This is a genomic window from Pseudomonas graminis (assembly GCF_900111735.1).
Lineage (GTDB): Bacteria > Pseudomonadota > Gammaproteobacteria > Pseudomonadales > Pseudomonadaceae > Aquipseudomonas > Aquipseudomonas graminis.
Genome location: NZ_FOHW01000003.1, coordinates 1 through 16,931, shown reverse-complemented (window position 1 = coordinate 16,931; position 16,931 = coordinate 1). Strand labels below are relative to the sequence as shown.

At 63.0% G+C, this 16,931-nt stretch carries 13 protein-coding genes; 4 read left to right on the top strand and 9 right to left on the bottom strand.

Translation table 11 applies throughout. The annotated features are described in order from the left end of the window. Nucleotides 1-277: 277 nt before the first annotated feature. The 4 genes from BMY98_RS03590 to BMY98_RS03575 all read right to left on the bottom strand — a co-directional run bounded on the left by BMY98_RS03590 (nt 278) and on the right by BMY98_RS03575 (nt 5,620). Nucleotides 278-2,509 carry a xanthine dehydrogenase family protein molybdopterin-binding subunit gene (locus tag BMY98_RS03590; RefSeq protein ID WP_074884822.1) on the bottom strand — a complete coding sequence of 744 codons (2,232 nt, stop codon included), beginning with the start codon at nt 2,507-2,509 and terminating at the stop codon, nt 278-280. Nucleotides 2,510-2,523: 14 nt separating this feature from the next. Beyond that, nucleotides 2,524-3,507: an FAD binding domain-containing protein gene (locus BMY98_RS03585; RefSeq protein WP_074884819.1), complete on the bottom strand. Its 984-nt coding sequence runs from the start codon at nt 3,505-3,507 to the stop codon at nt 2,524-2,526. Beyond that, entirely contained in the window at nt 3,507-4,178 is a 672-nt protein-coding gene (locus BMY98_RS03580; protein WP_083398707.1) for a (2Fe-2S)-binding protein, read from the bottom strand. The genes BMY98_RS03585 and BMY98_RS03580 overlap by 1 nt, the downstream gene beginning before the upstream one ends. Nucleotides 4,179-4,555: 377 nt before the next feature. After that, a complete protein-coding gene (locus BMY98_RS03575; RefSeq protein WP_074884816.1) occupies nt 4,556-5,620 on the bottom strand; it encodes an NAD(P)-dependent alcohol dehydrogenase in 1,065 nt (354 codons plus the stop codon). Nucleotides 5,621-5,996: 376 nt separating this feature from the next. Here BMY98_RS03575 and BMY98_RS03570 point away from each other — a divergent pair, with 376 nt between their 5' ends. Then, nucleotides 5,997-8,828 (top strand): sensor domain-containing phosphodiesterase, encoded by a 2,832-nt coding sequence (locus BMY98_RS03570; protein ID WP_074885322.1) that lies wholly within the window; start codon nt 5,997-5,999, stop codon nt 8,826-8,828. Between the two features lie 21 nt (nt 8,829-8,849). On the opposite strand, the gene BMY98_RS03565 is transcribed toward BMY98_RS03570, so the two are convergent. The 5 genes from BMY98_RS03565 to BMY98_RS03545 form a co-directional block, all read right to left on the bottom strand. After that, nucleotides 8,850-9,794: an alpha/beta hydrolase gene (locus tag BMY98_RS03565; RefSeq protein ID WP_074884813.1), complete on the bottom strand. Its 945-nt coding sequence runs from the start codon at nt 9,792-9,794 to the stop codon at nt 8,850-8,852. A 55-nt stretch (nt 9,795-9,849) separates the two neighbouring features. Next, entirely contained in the window at nt 9,850-10,857 is a 1,008-nt protein-coding gene (locus BMY98_RS03560) for a transketolase family protein (RefSeq protein ID WP_074884811.1), read from the bottom strand. Further along, on the bottom strand, nt 10,854-11,702 hold the full coding sequence (locus BMY98_RS03555) for a transketolase (protein WP_074884808.1): 849 nt from the start codon (nt 11,700-11,702) through the stop codon (nt 10,854-10,856). The genes BMY98_RS03560 and BMY98_RS03555 overlap by 4 nt, the downstream gene beginning before the upstream one ends. Before the next feature lie 17 nt (nt 11,703-11,719). Further along, nucleotides 11,720-13,018, bottom strand: a complete 1,299-nt coding sequence (locus tag BMY98_RS03550) for an MFS transporter (RefSeq protein ID WP_175514138.1) — start codon at nt 13,016-13,018, stop codon at nt 11,720-11,722. Nucleotides 13,019-13,106: 88 nt separating this feature from the next. After that, a complete protein-coding gene (locus tag BMY98_RS03545) occupies nt 13,107-13,856 on the bottom strand; it encodes an SDR family NAD(P)-dependent oxidoreductase (RefSeq protein WP_074884802.1) in 750 nt (249 codons plus the stop codon). Nucleotides 13,857-14,077: 221 nt separating this feature from the next. Here BMY98_RS03545 and BMY98_RS03540 point away from each other — a divergent pair, with 221 nt between their 5' ends. The 3 genes from BMY98_RS03540 (at nt 14,078) to BMY98_RS03530 (ending at nt 16,830) form a co-directional block, all read left to right on the top strand. After that, nucleotides 14,078-14,995 (top strand): LysR substrate-binding domain-containing protein, encoded by a 918-nt coding sequence (locus BMY98_RS03540; RefSeq protein ID WP_074884800.1) that lies wholly within the window; start codon nt 14,078-14,080, stop codon nt 14,993-14,995. Nucleotides 14,996-15,117: 122 nt separating this feature from the next. Next, nucleotides 15,118-16,302: a DUF2252 domain-containing protein gene (locus tag BMY98_RS03535; protein ID WP_074884797.1), complete on the top strand. Its 1,185-nt coding sequence runs from the start codon at nt 15,118-15,120 to the stop codon at nt 16,300-16,302. A 96-nt stretch (nt 16,303-16,398) separates the two neighbouring features. Further along, entirely contained in the window at nt 16,399-16,830 is a 432-nt protein-coding gene (locus BMY98_RS03530) for a RidA family protein (RefSeq protein WP_074884794.1), read from the top strand. Nucleotides 16,831-16,931: the final 101 nt, after the last annotated feature.

The window sequence follows — 16,931 nt, the reverse complement described above, 5'->3', positions numbered from 1 at the left end:
GATGATCATCAAATCAAAGGCCTCCCGGCTAAAGCCGGTCCCACTGACTGCATGCAGTGAGTAATGATCGTTCCCACGCTCCGCGTGGGAATTCATACCATGACGCTCCGCGTCAGCTTTGGGACGCGGAGCGTCCAGTGCGGCATTCCCACGCGGAGCGTGGGAACGATCAATCAAAATAAGCCGGTCTACAGCCGGTCCCACTGACGGCATGCGGTGCTTCAGTGGGACCGGCTTGAGCCGGGAAGAGGACGGTCAGGGCGCTGGAGTGTCCGGCTCAGACCTTCATCGTCGGCGGCAACTCCATCAGCTTATCCAGCGTAATCGGCAAATCCCGAATGCGTTTGCCGGTGGCGTGGGAAACCGCGTTAGCCACCGCTGCCGCCAGCCCGGTAATCCCGATTTCGCCAATCCCCCGAGCGCCGAACTCGTTTAGCTCCAGGTCCGGGTAGTCCAGCAGGATCACGTCGATCTCCGGCTGGTCGGCGTGCACCGGCACCACGTATTCGGCGTAGTTGTTGTTCACCGGCATGCCGTTGCGCTCGTCGAAGTCCGTCGCTTCAAACAGCGCCATGCCGACGCCCATGACGATCGCGCCTTCGACCTGATTGAGGGCGGTTTTCTGGTTGATCACCTTGCCCACGTCAATCGCACTGACCACCCGCGAAACCCGCAGCCGCGAGATGCCCGGGTCCCAACGCACTTCGACGAAATGCACGCCGAACGAGCGGAACGAATGCTTGCTGGTGTCGTTCATGCCGGTCTTGGCTTCACCGAAAGCGCTGGCCTGCTTCTGCGCCTTGAGCACGTCGGCGATGGCAAAGGTCTTGTCGCCGCTTTTCAACTGACCCTGCTCGAAGCTCACCTGATCGGCCTTGATCCCGGCAAACACGCCCTTGGGCGCGGTCGAGAACGCTTTCAACTGTTCCACGGCCTGGCGAGTGGCTTCGGCGATGGCCGGCAGCACGCTCGCGGTCGCCCATGAGCCGCCCGACACCGGCGCCGGCGGGAACGATGAATTGCCCAGCTCGACGTCGATCTTGTCCAGCGGGATGCCGGTGATGCTGCTGACCACTTGAGCCACGATGGTGTACGTGCCGGTGCCGATGTCCTGCACCCCGCAAATGGCCCACGCCGTGCCATCGGCGCGCAGTGCGACTTGCGCCTCGGCGGGAGTGCGATAGGCGTCCCAGTTACAGGCAGCCATGCCGTAGCCGATGATCTCGGTGCCGTCCTTCATCGAACCCGGCGTCGGATTGCGTTTGCTCCAGCCAAAGCGCTCGGCGGCCTTGTCGATGCATTCCTGCAGATGATTGCTCGACCACGGCAGGTTCTGGCTCTCGTCGCGTTCGGAGACGTTGAGCTTGCGGAACTCAAGCGGGTCCATGCCCACTTTATCGGCCATCTCGTCCATGGCCGATTCCAAAGCGAACAACCCCGGCGCTGCACCCGGCGCGCGCATGGACGTCGGCGTCCCGCGGTTAACCTCAATGATCTTGTGGGTGACCAGCACGTTCGCGCAGCTGTAGAGGCTCTTGGTTGAGGTGCCGCAGTTTTCCTTGTACGGGTCGGTAAACGAAGTGGTGTTGATCGACTCGTGGCGCACCGACAGCAACTTGCCCTTGTCGTCAGTTGCCAGGCGCATGCGCTGACGGGTTTCCGGGCGGTGGCCGGTGGTGGTGAACATCTGCTGGCGTGGCACCACCAATTGAACCGGGCGCTTGAGCACCTTGGCTGCGGCGCAGGCGGCCACTGAGTGGGGCCAGATCCATAGCTTACTGCCGAAGCCGGAGCCAATGAACGGCGCACGGACCTCGACCTTCTCCGGGATCATGCCAAAGATTTTCGCCAGGGAATTGCGGTGGGCAACCACGCCCTGGGTCGCCTCGTACACGATCAGGCGCCCGTCCTCCCAACTGGCGACGGTGGCGTGCATTTCCATCGGGTTGTGGGTTTCGACGGGGGTCGAGTAGGTGGCGTCGATGCTGTGGGCAGCAGCGTCGAATGCAGCGGCGGCATCACCCCGGGTATGGTTCGGGCTACCGTCCTGCAAGGCGCCGGCTTTCAGGCCTTGTTCGAGGTTGGCGACGGCGTCGGTCTTGCTGTAGCTCACTTTGATCTTGTAAGCCGCAGCCCGGGCGTGCTCGAAGGTATCGGCCACCACCAGGGCGACGAACTGACCGGCGTAATACACGGTGTCGTCTTCGAACGGCAGGCGGCTTTCATCGGACTTGGCTGCCTTGAGGATCTGCGCGAAGGACATCGGCAGCGTCGAGTTGTGATAGAGCGCCGGGAAGTTGCCGTGGTGCAGAATCTCCAGCACGCCCGGCGATTTGCGCGCGGCGTCCAGTTCCAGGCCGGTGATCTTGCCGCTGGCGACGGTGCTGAACACGCCGTAGCCGTAGGCCATTTTTTTCAGGTGATGGTCGGACGCGTACATCGCGCTGCCGGTGACCTTACGCTGGCCATCGATGCGGCGGGGTGCCGAGCCAATCATTGCATCAGTCATGGTGAATCCTCCGGTCAGGCGTTCAAGGTGCCGAGATTGCGCACGATGGCCTGCTGCCCCAAGGCGATCTTGTAGGCGTTGTGGCGATAGGCTTTGGCGCCCTTGAGGGCGATGGCGGCGACTTTTTCGAGGGTCTGCGGGTTCAGGGTCTGGCCCTTCAACGCCTGTTCGGCATCGACTGAACGCCAGGGTTTGGTGCCGACGCCGCCCAAGGCCACTCGGGCTTCGCGCACGGTGTTGCCGTCCATGACGACGATCACCGCGCTGGACGCCAGGGCGAACTGGTAAGAGGCGCGATCGCGCAGTTTCAGGTAAGCGGACTTATTGCCGGCCAGCGGCGCGGCCAGCACCACGTGGGTGATCAACTCATCGTCCAGCAGCGCGTGTTCTTTCCACGGGGTCGCACCGGGCAGCAGGTGGAAGTCGGCGAAATCAACGCTGCGCTTGCCCTTCGGGCCCTGCACCTCGACGGTCGCACCAATGGCGACCATCGCCACGCACATGTCCGAAGGGTGGCTGGCGATGCACTGGTCGCTGGTGCCGAGCACCGCGTGCACGCTGCGATTATGCCCGTCGATAGCGGCGCAACCCGAGCCCGGTTCGCGCTTGTTGCAGGGCGAATAGCCGTCGCGGAAATAGTTGCAGCGTACCCGCTGCATCACATTGCCGGCTGTCGTGGCCTTGTTGCGCAACTGAGTGGTGGCGCCGGACAGCAACGCCTGGGACAGCACGGCATAGTGCTCGACGATGTGCGGGTGATGGGCCAGTTCGGTATTGCTGACCAGCGCACCGATGCGCACGCTGCCGTCGTTCTGCACTTCGATCTGCTTGAGGGAGAGGTGATTGACGTCGATCACCTGATCGGCCGGCATGATGTCGAGCTTGACCAGGTCGAGCAACGTCGTGCCGCCGGCGAGGAAGAATGTGGTCGGGCTTTTTGCGTGGGTCGTCACGGCCTGTTCGACGCTGTTGGCGCGCACGTAATCAAAGGCTCTCATCAGCTCACCTCCTGGACTTTGATGCGCGCCGACTGGATCGCCGCGAGGATGTTCTTGTACGCGCCGCAGCGGCAGATGTTGCCGCTCATGGCTTCGCGCACGCTGTGATCGTCGGTGCCGATGTTCTTGTCTTTCAACAACGCCGCCGCGCTCATGATCTGCCCGGAGGTGCAATAGCCGCACTGGTAGGCGTCGTGTTCCCAGAAGGCTTCCTGCACCGGGTGCAACTTGCCGTTCTGCGCCAGGCCTTCGATGGTGGTGATGTCGTCGCCTTCGTGCATGGCTGCGAGGGACAGGCACGAATTGATCGCCACGCCATTCACGTGAACCGTGCAGGCGCCGCACTGGCCGTGGTCGCAGCCTTTCTTGGTGCCGGTCAGCTGCAGGCGATCGCGCAGCACATCCAGCAGTGCGGCGTTGGCCGGCAGGTTCAGGGTGTGGGCCTGGCCGTTGACCTTCAGGGTCATGCGTCGTTCGTCGGCCGCCGGTGGGTCGAGGTCATCGGCGACAGCGGCCTGGGCTTCCAGCGCCTGTGTCCAGATCGGCGCCGTCGCGGCAGCGAGGCTGGACACGCCGATGGATTTCAGAAAGTTACGGCGGGAGGGGACGGTGAAGGCCTTGAGGTCACAAGACACTTCTTGTTTGTTGGGGCGATCAGGCTGATCGGTCATGAACGGGTTCCTCGTCAGCGTTGGGTCAACCTGGCGGCCGACGGTGGGCGGACGCACGGGCAGGGACGGCAGGTGGAGCGGCTGGAGCGATGGCGATTCTCAAAGCGACGGCAGTCTTCAACGATAACCAATGGACAGGCACTGCATTGCGTTGAATCCGGGCATGCACTTGTGAGTCGTTTTCTCTAATCCATGGCGCTTGTGTCAGCGGCGAGGGCTGGCGTCTTGTCGGGATCAGTAAAAGCAGGCAGTGCTGGCCATGGCTCAAGGGTTGTGACCGAGGCACCGGGGGATGGTTGCCAATATTTCTCAGGCGGAAAACACACAGAATGTTACGAGTGCCCGGGGCGGGGAAACCGCACCCGGGAACCCAGCCATCAGGCGGCTGATGCTTCTTCTTTGAGGGTCGCCATGTCGATGACAAAGCGGTACTTCACGTCACCCTTGATCATGCGCTCGTAGGCTTCGTTGATGTCCTTCATGTGGATCATCTCGATGTCTGAGACGATGCCGTGCCTGGCGCAGAAATCCAGCATTTCCTGGGTTTCCTGAATGCCGCCGATGAGCGAGCCGGCGATGCTGCGGCGTTTGAAGATCAGGTTGAACACGCCTGGCGAAGGGTGCGGCTGATCCGGCGCGCCCACCAGGGTCATGGTACCGTCGCGCTTGAGCAGGTTCAGGAACGGATCAAGGTTGTGCGGCGCCGCCACGGTGTTGAGGATGAAGTCGAGCTGATTGGTCTGGGTCGCCATTTCATCGGCGTTTTTCGACACGATGACTTCATCGGCGCCCAGGCGCAGGCCGTCTTCACGCTTGTTCGGCGAGGTGGTGAACAGCACCACGTGGGCGCCCATGGCGTGGGCGATCTTCACCGCCATGTGGCCGAGACCGCCCAGCCCGACAACGCCGACCTTCTTGCCCGGGCCGACCTTCCAGTGGTGCAGCGGCGAGTAGGTGGTGATCCCGGCGCACAGCAACGGCGCGACGGCGGCGAGGTTGTCGCTGTGGGAAATCTTCAAGACGAACTTTTCTTTCACCACGATCTTGTCGGAGTAGCCACCAAAGGTGTTCTCGCCGCCAAACACCGGACCGTTGTAAGTGCCGGTGAAGCCGTTCTCGCAATACTGTTCTTCACCTTCTGCGCAGGACGCGCAGTGCTGGCAGCTGTCGACCATGCAGCCGACGCCAGCGAGGTCGCCGACCTTGAAGTGGGTGACGTTGGCGCCGACTGCGGTGACCTTGCCGACGATTTCGTGGCCCGGCACCGACGGATACAGGGTGTTGTTCCATTCGTTGCGCGCGGTGTGCAGGTCCGAGTGGCAGACGCCGCAGAACAGGATGTCGATCTGCACGTCATCGGCGCCCGGCTCACGGCGCTCGATCTGCAACGGGGCCAGTTTGTCAGTGGGTTTTTGCGCGGCGTAGCTGTAAGTCTTGATCATTGGGTGATCATCTCCAGTGGGGCAAAAAGACGGGTAACAGCAATCAGTGACAGGCGAGGACGTTCAAAGGTCAATGCCGAAACATGAAACCGTTCCCGCCGGCTGTTTGACGAGCTGTGCGAAGCGGACTGTGTAGACAGAGTGCCGGGTTCAATCTTTCAATTTGCAGGCCGCTATAGGGCCGTGCGGCGGGTAATTCCAACAAATGTCGTGGAATACGGTTTTTTCGTCGTGAATAGACCGCAAATGCGAATATGGCGCTTGCAACCTTCTGTCACACCCAATGAAGATAGCGCAGTCCGACGCTGGCAATGGAGCGCCCATGAATTCCCCACTATCGACCCTGGCCGGGTACACGCCGATTGCCGACGAGCGGATGCCTGTACCCGTCGAAGAGGGCGCTCTGGCCGTGGGTGGATTCAGCGGGGAGAGTTCGCTGGACGCCTTGCTGCGCGCTGCCCGTCAGGCCGCGCCGGCATTGAGTTGGGCCGCTTACCGCGCCGGCCAGCAAATGTATCTGCTGGGCCAGGGCTGTTCCGCCACGGACTGGCCGACCTTGATACCCCGTGAGGAGTTCGACGGCTATTGCCGCAAACACCATTTGCAGCGCTGGGTGACCGGTCATGGCGAGTCCGCCCTGGGCTGGCTGCTGATGCCGGACGTGCAGTGCGACGATCCGTTTTTCGCCGAGCTGGCCGGACGCCTCGGCCTGCGCCTGCAGACCGATGCGCTGGCACGGGCACAGGCGACCCAGCGGGTGCTCTATGAAATCACCTACCTGGCCAGCTCCACCCGTGACCGCTCGGCGTTTTTACAGGGCGTGCACAAGCAGCTCTCGACCCTGATCGACGCGGAAAACTTCTACCTGGCGCTGTACGAAAGCCACAGCGGCAAGATCACTTACCCCTATTACATCGACATCACTGACGTCGACGCCCTCGAAGCGGAAACCTACGAGTTTCTCGATCCCGAGCGGCTGTCCATGACCGGTTATGTGCTGACCACCGAGCAGGCGTTGTTCGTCGATGCTGCCGCCATCGAGCGGGCGAGGGCGCTGGATCGCTTCCACTGCGTGGGCCATCGCCCGGAATTCTGGATGGGTGCGCCGCTGAAAAACGCCTCCGACGACGTGTTCGGCATGCTGGCGATGCAGGTGTATGACGTCGCCCGGGTCTACAGCGTCGAGGATCAAGAGCTGTTTCTGGTAGTGGCTCGCCACGTGGCGATGGCCCTGGACCGCATCCTGCATCGCGCCCAACTGGAAGAAACCGTCGCCCGCCGCACCCTTGAGCTGTCCCGCCTCAACGACGCCCTGCGCAACGAGGTCGCTGACCGCGAACGCGCCGAGCACTTGCAGAGCGCCCTGTTCCAGATCACCGAGTTGTCGAGCCAGCCCGGCGACATGACCGATCTGTTCAAAAGCCTGCACGGCATCGTTGGCGAACTGCTGTTTGCCCTTAACTTCTATATCGCGCTGTTCGACGACGCCACCGGCGAGGTGACGTTTCCCTACTATGTGGATGAACGCCTGACCCGGCGACCCGATCCGCGCCGTGGCGAGCGCGGCTTTACCGAATACGTCATCCGCCAGCGCCGGCCGTGCCTGATCGACGGCGCCGAGGCGCGCTGGCTGGAAAGCATCGGCGAGATCACCCTGCAGAACGAGGTCAACCGGTCCAGTTCGTGGCTGGGCATTCCGCTGTTCGACGGCGACGTGGTGCGTGGCGTGCTGGCGGTGCAGAGCTACACCTCCCATGTCAGCTACTCGTTGCGCGATCAGGAGCTGCTGACCTTCGTGTCACGCCACATTGACACGGCACTGTCCCGGCGCAGCGCCGCCGAGGCCATCCATACCGCCAATCTGCGTCTGGAAGCCCGGGTTCAGGACCGCACCCGGGAGCTGGACTATGCCAATGCCAAGCTGCAACACGAAAACGCCCACGACGCGCTGACCGGCCTGCCTAACCGCAGCCAGTTGCAGCAGCGCCTGAGAAACGCGTGGGAGAAATTCTGCGAGAAGGGCGAGGAGCTGGCGGTGATGTTCATCGACCTCGACCGCTTCAAAATGGTCAACGACAGCCTCGGCCATCATTCGGGTGATCTGTTGCTGATCCAGGCGGCCGATCGGCTGCGCCACTGCATGCGCGACGGCGACTTGCTGGCGCGATTGGGCGGCGATGAATTCGCCGTGCTGGCCTATGCCGCGCCGCCGGACGTCACCGTGGCGATCGCCGAGCGCATTCTGCTGGCCTTCGACGTGCCGTTCTACATCGACGGCCACGCAGTGTTTTCGTCGTGCAGCATCGGCGTGGTCGGTGCCGATCTGCAGTTTCACAGCGAGCCGGCGGATTTGCTCCGCGACGCCGACACGGCCATGTACCGGGTCAAGAACGCCGGGCGCGACAGCTACGCGGTGTTCAACCAGGAGGTGCGCCGCGAGGTGTCCGACCAGATGGAGCAGGAGACCGCGCTGCGCAATGCCCTCAAGTGCACCGACGAACTGGTGCCGTATTTTCAGCCGATCATCGATGTCGCCAGCGGCCGGATTCTGGCCCTCGAAGCCCTGATTCGCTGGCGTCAGGCCGATGGCCGGATCATCGCGCCGGGGCAGTTTCTGCCGGCGCTGGAGGGCTTGCGCCTGATCGGCCGGCTGGACCTCTACATGCTTCAGCAGGTGGTGGTGATCCTCGCCCATCCCGATCACGCGCACTGGCCGACGGTGCACGTCAACTGCTCCAGCTACAGCATCACCCGCCCGGAGTTTTCCAGCGAAGTCCTCGGTTTGCTCAGTCAGCATGGCGTGGCGCCGTCTCGTATCTGTCTGGAACTCACCGAAGGCGCGCTGGTGGCCGAGCCGGAGCTGGCGCGTCAGGCCATGAAGCATCTGGCGGACAACGGCGTGTCGGTGGTCCTCGATGATTTCGGTGCCGGGTTCTCGTCCCTCAGTTACGTGCATCAGTACCACTTCAGCGGCTTGAAAATCGACAAGTCGTTCACCCTGGAACTGACCACCAGCACCCGCAGCCGGGCCATCGTTCGCGCCATTGTGCGCATGGCCGAATCCCTGGGGCTGACGGTGGTGGCGGAGGGCGTTGAAGACGCCGCGACCCTGGATCTGCTGCGGGAAATGGGCGCGGGTCAGGCCCAGGGTTATTACTTCTCGATGCCGGTGCCCCAGGACAGGCTGGATTTGAGCGCGTTGCTTTAGAAAGCTGCCCCGCAGGACGGATCATAGCCCCAGCATTTTCCTCAGCGCGCGGACGACATCCGTCTTGCACTGCTCTGTCACGCCGCCCGGGTGCAGATCGAACATGTGCGGCACGCCGGGATAAACGTGCAGCTCGACGGGCACGCCGCTGCGAGAGAGATGGCCCGCGTAGGCCATGTCTTCATCCACGAACAGATCCAACGCACCGACAGCGATGAAGCTCGGCGGCAGGTGGCTGAGGTCAGTGGCCAGCGCGGGAGAAAACAGCGCCGCCTGCTCATCGTTGCAGAGGTACTCGCCGCGGTAGCACTGCCAGCAGAATTGGTTGGCCTCCCGTGACCAGCTGAACGTACCGGTGCCGGGGTTTTGCACGGGTGCATCGGCGGTGCCGGTGCGAGGGTCGAGCATGGGATAAATGAGCACCGAGCCGGCGACGGAAATCTCGCCACGGTCCGGGGCAAGCAGTGTCAACGCCGCAGCAAGTCCGCCGCCCGCGCTGTGCCCCATGATTGCGATGCGGCCAGGATCGACGCTCAGCGCAGCATGCTCTCGGTGAAGCCATTCAAGTCCGCGATAGCAGTCCTCCAGCGGCGCGGGAAACGGATGCTCCGGCGCGAGCCGATAATCGACGGCGACGATCACGGCGCCCAACTCAATCGCCAGATCCGCCAGGTAGTCGTCGGCCATTTCCGGGCAACCCAGCACGTACCCGCCGCCATGCACGTAGAGAATCGCGGGGAGGTCGTGGGCATCAGCGCTTTTCCCAGGTCGGTAGAGGCACAGCCGTAGTGTGTGGGCGGCTGCGGGCTGACTGACCCAGTGCTGTTCACCGCGCGCAAGTCCGGCGGGTTTGAAGGTGGCGTGGATACGTGTGCGAATGTCGGCGAGATGGCTCAGCGTCCATTCGCTGGACACTTCGTCGCGAAAGAAGGGGTACTCGGGATCCAGCAGTTGGTCGGGGTCCACGAATAATCTCCTGGGCGAAGAGGGGGGACTCGAAGAGCCCCCCGATGTTCTGCGCTTACAACCACGCCTTGATACGCGCGCACACCGCCGGGGTGGAAATCCCGTAGCGATCATGCAGTGTCGGCAGGGCGCCGGCGTCGAGGAAGGCGTCGGGCAGGGCGATCTGCCGGAACGTCGGCGTCACGCCGTTGCGCAAGAGCACCGTCGCCACCGCTTCACCCAGCCCGCCGATGATGGAATGGTTTTCCGCCGTCACCACCAACCGTCCGGGTTTGCGCGCTTCGGCGAGAAGGGTCTGCTCGTCCAGCGGCTTGATGGTCGGCACGTGCAGCACTGCCACATCGACGCCGTCGGCTTGCAGTGCCTTCGCCGCTTCCAGCGCGCGCATGGTCATCAGCCCCGTGGAGATGATCAGCACATCGTTGCCGGTGCGCAGGGTCTTGGCCTTGCCGATCTCGAAGGTGTAGCCGTATTCGTCGAGCACCAGCGGGACATTACCGCGCAACAGGCGCATGTACACCGGACCTTGATGGGCGGCGATGGCTGGCACTGCCTGTTCGATTTCCAGCGCGTCGCAAGGGTCGACGATCATCAGGTTGGGCATGGCGCGGAAGATCGCCAGATCGTCGGTCGCCTGATGGCTCGGGCCATATCCAGTGGTCAGGCCGGGCAATCCGCAGACGATCTTGACGTTGAGGTTTTCTTCGGCGATGGCCATGCAGATAAAGTCATAGGCCCGACGGGACGCGAACACCGCGTAGGTGGTGGCGAAGGGGACGAAGCCTTCTCGGGCCATGCCGGCCGCTGCGCTCATCAGCAACTGCTCGGCCATGCCCATCTGGTAGAAGCGCTCCGGGTGGGCCTTGGCGAAAATGTGCAGATCGGTGTATTTCGACAGGTCGGCGGAGAGCCCGACGATGTCCGCGCGTTGCTCGGCGAGGGCCGCCAGCGCGTGGCCGAATGGCGCCGGGCGTGTGGCCTGGCCTTCGGACGCAATCGAAGCAATCATCGCCGACGTCGTTAGACGTTTCTTGCCGGGCTCGTTGTGGGTCAGTGCGCTCATGCCGTTCTCCCGATTTGCAAATTTTCCAGTGCCAGATCCCACTCGTTCTCATCGACGCGAATGAAGTGGGTTTTCTCGCGGGTCTCCAGAAAGTCCACGCCTTTACCCATTTTGGTGTCGCAGATGATCACCCTAGGTTGCGCCCCGGTGTGGTTGCGCGCGGCGTCAAAGGCGCTGACCAGCGCGTCGATGTCATTGCCGTCGACACGCTGGGTGAACCAGCCGAAAGCCTGCCAGCGGTCAACGATGGGTTCGAACGCCAGCACTTCGCTGGAATGGCCGTCGGCCTGCTGGTTGTTCACGTCGATGATCGCGATGAGGTTGTCCAGCTTCCAGTGGGAGGCCGACATCGCCGCTTCCCAGGTCGAGCCTTCGTTCAACTCGCCGTCCGAGAGCAGGTTGTAAACGAACGAGGCGGAGTGCTTGCGCTTGAGGCCCAGGCACGCGCCGACGGCAATGCCCAGTCCGTGTCCCAGCGAGCCGCCGGTGATTTCCATGCCCGGTGTGTAAGCGGCCATACCCGACATGGGCAGGCGGCTGTCATCGGAGCCGTAGGTTTCCAGCTCATCGAGCGGAATGACCTCGGCTTCGATCAACGCAGCGTAAAGCGCGATGGCGTAGTGACCGATGGACAGGTAAAAACGGTCGCGATCTTCCCATTCGGGGTCTTGCGGCTGATAGCGCAAGGCATGGAAATAGGACACCGCGAGCAGATCGGCCGCGCCCAGCGCCTGACCGACATACCCCTGGCCCTGAACCTGCCCCATGCGCAGGGCGTGGCGACGAATATTGAAGGCGCGCTGGGCCAGCGACAAAGCGGCGTGACCCGATGGACTGATGTTCATGTGAGTGGCTCCTTTTATTAGCGATTGACGGACGCGGCGGGGATGCGCAGCACCAGCAGGGCGCCGATGCACAACACGCCGGTGATCAGGTACATGCCGATGGCGCTTGAGCCAGTTGCGGTGGTGATCCAGCCGATCAGGTACGGCGAGCAGAAGCCGGCGAGGTTGGCGAAGCTGTTGATGCCGGCGATCCCTGCGGCGGCGGAAACCCCGCCCAGCAGCGTGGTCGGGAGCATCCAGAACAGTGACGATGCCGAGAGCACACCGGAGGCGGCGAGGCACAGGCTGAGCACCGACAGCAGCAGATTGCCCCCCAGCAACGCCGCCAGCGAAAGGCCAATGGCGCCGGCGATCATCGGGGCCACCAGGTGCCAGCGCCGCTCGCGGTGCTTGTCGCCACTGCGGCCCATCAACAGCATGGCCGCGATGGCGCACATGTACGGCAGGCTGGTCAACAGGCCGATGTGCAGTGGGTCGGCGACGCCGGCGTTGCGGATCAGCGTCGGCAGCCAGAAGGTGATTGCGTACTGACCCATGACCACGCAGAAATAGATGCACGCCAGCAGCCACAGGCGCCGATCACGAATGAACTCCCCGACTGACGCGTGGGTGACTTTCTGGCTGTTGTCCTCGGCAAGCTCCTTGTTGACCAGATCCTTTTCCTCGTCGTTGAGCCAGGTGGCCTGGTGCACGCCGTCCTTGAGGTAACTCAGCACCAGCAGCCCGACGATCAGGGTGGGAATGGCTTCGATGACAAACATCCACTGCCAGCCGGCCCAGCCGTGCACGCCGGCGAACTGGGTCATGATCAGCCCGGACAGCGGCCCGCCGATCATTCCCGACAGCGGAATGGCGATGAACCACAGCACAGTCATTCGCGCCCGGCGGTAAGACGGAAACCAGTAGGTCAGATAGAGCAGCAGGCCCGGTGCGAGACCGGCTTCGGCGATGCCCAGCAGAAAGCGCAGGCCATAGAACTGCCAGGCGGTTTCAACGAAAGCGAAGAGGGCGGAGATGATGCCCCAGGAAATCATGATGCGGGCGATCCAGCGGCGAGCGCCGACCCGGTGCAGGATCAGGTTGCTCGGCACTTCGCAGAGGAAATAGCCGAGGAAGAACATGCCGGCGCCGAGCCCGTACACCGCTTCGCTCAGGGCCAGGTCGTTCATCATCTGCAGCTTGGCGAAGCCGACATTCACCCGGTCCAGGTAGGCGCACAGGTAGCACAGCATCAGAAACGGCATCAGCCGCCACGCGGTTTTGCGGTAGGCATTGGTGCGGACGGAAACGACCGCATCCATAGAGAGGGTAGTCATGATGGTCTGATCTCTTGTTTTTATGGTCAGCTGCGGCTGAAACGTCGATTCAGAACAGCGCCGGCGGCCTCGGCCGGCGCAGAAGGCATCAATGAATGAGCATGCCGCCGTTCACGTCCAGGGTGATGCCGGTCAGGTAGGACGACAGGTCGCTGGCCAGAAACAACGCGGCGTTGGCGACATCCTGTGCCGCGCCCAGGCGACCCAGAGGAATGCCGTCGATGATCGCGTGGCGGCGCTCGTCCTGCATCAGGCCGCCGGTGATGTCGGTGTGAATCAGGCCCGGCGCGATGGAGTTCACGCGCACGTTGTCCGGCCCCAGCTCCCGCGCCATCGCTTTGGCCAGGCCCAGTACGCCGGCTTTTGCTGCGCTGTAGTGTGGCCCGCCGAAAATGCCGCCGCCACGTTGCGCCGACACTGACGACATGCAGACGATGCTCCCGGCCTTTTGCTCGCGCATCAGCGGAATCACCGCCTGGGACATCTGCAAGGTGCCGCGCAGGCTGACGTCGAGCACTTTGTCGTAGTCGCCGGGGCGAATGTCGAGGGTCTTGAGGGGCTGGGTGATGCCGGCGTTGTTGATCAACACGTCGATGCGGCCGAAGTGTTCGATGACCCGCGCGACGGCTTGTTTGACCTGCGCTTCGTCGGCGACGTTGGCGGCGAGGCCCAGGTGACCTTCGCCCAGGGAAGCGGCGGCGTCGCGGGCGGCGGATTCGTCGAGGTCGAAGATGACCACGCGGGCGCCCTGTTGAGCGAAGGTGGCAGCGGTGGCGCGACCGATACCGCGAGCGGAGGCGGCGCCGGTGATGATTGCGATTTTGCCTTGAAGGAGCATGGGCGTGATCTCGTGTGATTATTGTTATGGGCTGGATCAGCGGGAAGCGAACCTTTTCGCTGTCCGAAGTCTCTGGCCGGATCAGCTTGTGCTCCGTGCAAGGGTCGAGCAATGACGCAAAAGTCATTGGATGCTGAAAAAAATTCAGCACTCGTCACGCCTCGTTCGGGGTGATTGAATGGCGGTTACCGACATAACAAGAACTCACCCGGAGCCGGCCCATGAGGCGTATCGACGAAGCACCTGCCAGCGTGCCACCGCTGAAAGCCATTCAGGCCTTCGAGCAGACCGCGCGCTTTGGCAACGTCGCCCGGGCGGCGGAAGTGCTGGACCTGACGCCCTCGGCAGTCAGCCATCAACTCGCCAGGCTGGAAGCGATGATTGGCCGCCAGCTGTTTGTGCGTGCGGCGCGCGGGGTCACGCTGACGCCGGTGGGCGAGCAGTACCTGAAGGATATTTCCGGGTTGCTGCACAGCCTGGCCATCGCCACGGAGCGGGCGGGCAGCGACGTCAGCCTCGACTGCCTGCGGCTGCATTCCTCGCCCAGCTTCGGGCTGCTCTGGTTGATGCCGCGACTGGAGGCCTTCCGCCTGAGCCACCCCGACATTCAGATCAATCTTTCGTGTTCCTATGAGTCGCTGCATTTCAGTCGCGACAAAATCGACGTCGACATTCGCCACGGCGAGCCCAACTGGCCGAGCTTCGAAGTGCGGACGGTGCGCAACGAAACCTTCGCCGTACTGGCTTCACCCAAGCTCGTCGCCCAGCGTGCGGTCGCTCAGGCCTCCGACTTGCTGGACCGGGATTTGATTCTCTCGGAAGCCACGCTGCTGCGCTGGCCTGCCTGGTTTGCCCAGCATGGTCTGGCGCGCCCGGAAAAGCCTTACGCGTTGAGTTTTGACCGCTCGTACATGACGCTCGAGGCCGCCAGCCACGGCCTGGGTTTTGCACTCGAAAGCACGTTGCTGGCGCAGAAATACCTGGCAAGCGGAGCGCTGGTCGAGGTCGCGCCCGAAGCGCTGTCAGCCCCGGTCGCGGCTCATCATCTGGTATTCCCGAAAGCGCACTCCGGATTTCCCCGGGTGCGGCGCTTTCTCGAATGGATGGAGGGCGAGTTGGGGCATGGGTTTGTGTTCTAAGGGGAAGTCGGCGGAGGTGGATCATTTCTGACATCACAACTCGTCATCCCAAATCGTGAAACATTCCGCAACATTTCTCTTCGGGGCGAGTCAACGCTACATCTCCCTGCAAAGAATTGTTCATGAAGACGCCTCGACCCTCCGCACGCCTCAAGCCGCTCAATGAATTACGCAACCTGAAAATGGCCCGTTCTGCCCACGCCTATGTGCGCGGCAGCACGGTGCAGTTTTACGAATGGCTGCACAGTCAATCGGGCCGGCGTCTGCCCAGCGGTCCGCCGGTATGGATCTGTGGCGACTGTCACGCCGGTAATCTCGGTCCCACCGGCGATTCGAAAGGGCGCATCGACATTCACATCCGCGATCTGGATCAGACCGTGATCGGTAACCCGGCCCACGACCTGGTGCGTCTGGCGCTGTCCCTGGCCACCGCTGCCCGGGGCTCTGATCTGCCCGGCGTCGCCACCGCGAGAATGCTCGAAGAGATGATGCAGGGCTACGAGCTGGCGTTCGAAGACGGCGACGATCAAGAGCCTGCGCGCCCGGCGCAGGTGAAAGCGGGGATGCGCAGTGCCGTTCAAAGGACCTGGAAGCACCTGGCCCATGAGCGTATCGAGGACACGCGGCCGACCATTCCGCTGGGCAAGCATTTCTGGTCGTTGTCCCGCGATGAGCGTCACGGCCTGAAAGAGCTGTGCTCGACGCCAGAGATTCATGCGCTGGTGACGTCGCTGAAAGGCCGATCCAGGGATGACCGCGTCGAGATGCTCGATTGCGCCTACTGGGTGAAAGGGTGCAGTTCCCTGGGCCTGCTGCGCTATGCGGTTCTGTTAAGCGTGGGCGACGATGAAGATCAGGAATATTGCCTGCTCGACATCAAGGAAGCCGTCGCTGCCGCCGCGCCGCGCACCCCGCGGGCGGGCATGCCCCGGGACAACGGCAAGCGCGTGGTGGAAGGGGCCCGGCATCTGTCGCCAGGCCTGGGCAACCGGATGATCGCGACGCGGATGCTGGATCACGGCTTCTTCGTCCGCGAGCTGCTGCCCCAGGACATGAAGCTTGAGCTCGATCAGTTGAGCGAGCGCGAAGCCATGAAAGCCGCCGGCTACCTGGCTCGCGTCGTCGGCCTGGCCCACGCCCGGCAGATGGACCTGGCCACGCGCTCGTCGTGGATGCGCGAACTGCAACTCAACCGCTCGCAGACCCTGGATGCGCCGTCGTGGCTGTGGAGCAACGTCGTGCATTTGGTCGGCAGCCACGAGCAGGGCTATCTGGAGCATTGCCGCCGGTATGCGCTGGAGAATTGATACGCGCTCCAGAATTGATTCAAACGTCGGCGCCTGCTTGACCTCTACTTAGGTGGAGGTTCGAGGCTGGGCGCTCTCACGTTCAGGATCGCCGTCATGACGCAAACCCCCGCTGCTGCTCCGTTCACCTTGTACAACCCCGAGGGCTTGTACGATCCCGCCACCAACGCCTATTCCCACCTCGCCGCCGTTGCCCCGGGCGCCGAGTGGCTGTTTGTCGCCGGGCAGGGCGGGGAGGATGCCCAAGGCCAGCTTTCCCCGGTCTTTGCCGACCAGGCATCCCAGGCGATCGCCAACCTGCGCACCGCGCTGCAATCCCGCGGGGCCGACCTTCACCATATCTTCAAACTGACGCTGCTGATGGTTGATCACTCGGAAGAACGGTTGCGTCTATGGGTCGAGCAGGCGGATCTCGCATGGGGATGCACTATGAAGCCGGTATGCACACTCATCCCCGTCCCACGCCTGGCGCTGGACGGGATGCTGATCGAGATCGAAGCGGTGGCAGCACTCATGCCCAGAGACTGATTGGTTTTCAGTGGGACCGGCTTCAGCCGGGAAGAGGCCAGTGTGAACACCATAAACTCTGCAGTGTGACTGCCGACGCCTTCCCGGCTAAAGCCGGTCCC